The sequence below is a fragment of the Neobacillus citreus genome, assembly GCF_018343545.2.
In the GTDB taxonomy this organism is placed as follows: Bacteria; Bacillota; Bacilli; order Bacillales; family Cytobacillaceae; genus Neobacillus; species Neobacillus citreus.
Genome location: NZ_JAGYPE020000131.1, coordinates 1 through 3,039, shown reverse-complemented (window position 1 = coordinate 3,039; position 3,039 = coordinate 1). Strand labels below are relative to the sequence as shown.

Genomic DNA, 3,039 nt, shown 5'->3' with positions numbered 1-3,039 from the left:
AGTTGAGTTGATTAGCTCAAAAATGTTACGTTGGCTCATGTTTAACTATATTAAATAGAAGAAACATGATCATTATTGTTTGTTGACGTTTTTGTTTGTTTAGTTTTCAAAGAACTATCTTTGTCACTCGTAAAAGCGACAGGAATTATATTGTATCGCGTTTCTTACAATCTATCAACCATCAATTATTTCCAATTGCGATTGACTTGAACGCTCTTTTCAAAAGCGACTTTTACATCATAACACCATTGGTACTATAATTCAACTAAAAGTTTTTTTCATTTAATCAAGATAAAAACATTATTGTTTCATATCCTAATGTATTTCGTCACCAAAAAAAGTGACTGGAGTAATAATATATACTTTTTACACATGGATTTCAACTGGTAATTTCACCCTATTAGATTGTCTCATAATAAGAATGGAGGACGAACAGTTTCGAGATTCGCCACCAAACGAAAGCCCCGAAAAACTGATCAATCAATTAGAAAATGTTAAATCCGCCGATACGCAAATCTTCATGGCCACAGTAAAAAAAGGAATGCTGTTGACGTTGAAAGTAAAAGAATAAATTTCAATATTGGAATTGTAAAGCACAGGGACGGTTCTTCCGCCTCACTTTGAGGCAGTAGAACCGTCCCCATGCATCATTATTTACTTCTCACTACCTGCATCTGTTTGTTAAACATCGTTGGGTAGGACAAGAACCCAAGCATGATACTTGTGATGGATGCTGTCGTTAGAAGCAGGAACAGCACGAGCAGCTGGAATTGAACGGCCTGAACAGGGCTCGCACCTGCAATAATTTGGCCGCTCATCATCCCAGGGAGCTGAACCAGTCCAATCGTTTTTTGACTCTCAATTGTTGGAATCATACTTGCTTTGATGGAGATCATCAACTGGGTATGTACGGCCTGTTTAGGTGTTCCGCCAAGAGATAGGATCAGTTCTGTCTGGTCCTGATGGGATTCGGTCTCCGCAATAAATCGATTAAGAAACAGGATGGCCAGCACCATTCCATTGCCAATCATCATTCCGCTGATTGGGATGATATATTGGGCGGTATGGGGTGTAATATTAAACCCGAGTAAGATGCTTTGAGTTAACACTTCAATAAAAATTAACGTAACAGCAATTTTCCACGTAATTCCTTTAATTGCTGCTCCTTTTTTACGGGCATTTAAAGTCGCTGCAATAATCATCACCGCAACCATTAAGAATATATAAATAATGCTTTCGGAGTCGAACACAAATTTAAGAATATAGCCCACAACAAGCAATTGGATGATGGAGCGGATGACGGCGATCGTCGCATCTTTTTCCAAGCCAAGATTCAATGTCTTCGATAATACGATGGGAATAAGAACGAAAATGAGAGAAAAAATTAAGGCCATCGTGCTCATCCCAATTCCCCCTTCACAAACTGCTGTACCCGCTCATTGCTTGGCGATATTAATAAATCACTTTTTCCCGTTTCAACGATTTCCCCTGCCATCATCACCCAGGTATACGTCCCGACATGTAAAGCCTGTTTTAAGTTGTGTGTGATCCAAACAATCGTCGTACCATATTTCCGGTTGATTTTGACAATCAGTTCCTCAATTTCCTTCTGCGAAACTTGATCGAGAGACGAAGTAATTTCATCGAGTAATAATATTTGCGGGTGATTCACCAACGTGCGGGCGATCGATACTTTCTGACGCTGCCCACCTGATAATTCCTTGCTGTTTCTTTTTAGAAAATCCTCTGACAAACCTACGTCATTTAATAAATCTACGGCTTGTACATCTGAAAGCCGTTTCCCTTGCAACTCCAGGGGCAGTGCCAAGTTTTTATGTACACTTCCATCTATCATCGGCGCACTTTGAAGCGCCATCCCAACCTTCCGCCGCAATTCCACGGGGTCATACTCATTGATGTTTTGATCATGCACGATAATGTCTCCATCGTTTGGCGACAACAGCCCATTGCACAACTTAAGCAGCGTCGTCTTCCCAGCCCCCGAAGGCCCCACCAAAGTCGTAATCTCCCCATCATAAAAAGCCCCTGAAATATTCCTCAAAATTGGCTGACCATCAATAGAGTAATTAACATTATGAAATTGTATAGCTGGTTTCATTCCGTTCACTTCCTTATGATGCATGGGGACGGTTCTTCTGCCTCATTTTTCATTTAGGTGACAGGCATCCCTTAGGCAATCTTACCAAACATTCGCTCCCGTTTGCTAGTTCACGCTTTCCTTCTATTGTGTGTCTCAACAATAGTGCTTAATGAAGCAATAGCAATTAGTTTAACGGGTTTGGTTTTTATTCTTGTGGATTTAATTTTATAAAACAACTGAACGTTGATTTCACAGTGTTTGAAAAATAAACGGTGAAATTCCCTTTATATTGGGAAATACCCATATTTCCTTAAAAATAAAGGAAGTTTTTCCGTTTATATGATCCGAATCTTTGGATTTTGTCTTATTCAGAGCTGTTAATCGGAATATGTCCGCTTATATCCGCTTTTTAAGCTTCCTTTTATACATTAGCCGGAATTTCTCCGCCAATGAATTCTCATACCTAGATGAAAATCATCAATGAATAATAACAGCTAATTCTCAACGGTACCAATGCAAGTTATGCAGAAAGTTTCCTATTCTCCTGTAATAATTCAATTATTCCGAATACTAACATATTTAGTGTCCCTAATAAACTATAAATCTGTAAAATTTCGATAATATTGGATAAGTAGAACCAATTACCTACGCCAATAGAGTAATTTAGAAGAAAACAGGATAACAATCATGACTTTTGTCGCTCAAGGATTTTAATGCCATTAAATTGAAGCGCAGGAACCGTCCATGACCACTGAAAAATGCATTTTAAGAAGCTGGAGGCTGCTATTCTTGAGCTCACAGGAAAAATAGTAGCGCTTATTTTTACCGGTGGGCTACTTTTTTTGCGCTCACAGGCAGAATAGACCGTTTATTTTTACCGATGCCCTACTTTCCTGGCACTCACGGGCAGAATAGACCGCTTATTTTTACCGGGGCCC

At 39.3% G+C, this 3,039-nt stretch carries 2 protein-coding genes; both read right to left on the bottom strand.

Annotated features, from left to right (window positions below; genetic code table 11):
• Window positions 1-650: 650 nt before the first annotated feature.
• Window positions 651-1,403: an ABC transporter permease gene (locus KHB02_RS29470; RefSeq protein ID WP_213148099.1), complete on the bottom strand. Its 753-nt coding sequence runs from the start codon at window positions 1,401-1,403 to the stop codon at window positions 651-653.
• Entirely contained in the window at window positions 1,400-2,119 is a 720-nt protein-coding gene (locus KHB02_RS29465; protein WP_213148126.1) for an ABC transporter ATP-binding protein, read from the bottom strand. The genes KHB02_RS29470 and KHB02_RS29465 overlap by 4 nt, the downstream gene beginning before the upstream one ends.
• Window positions 2,120-3,039: the final 920 nt, after the last annotated feature.

Coding starts and splice junctions, on each gene's coding strand:
- KHB02_RS29470 (WP_213148099.1), bottom strand. CDS start 1,403: ATGAGCACGATGGCCTTAATTTTTTCTCTCATTTTCGTTCTTATTCCC.
- KHB02_RS29465 (WP_213148126.1), bottom strand. CDS start 2,119: ATGAAACCAGCTATACAATTTCATAATGTTAATTACTCTATTGATGGT.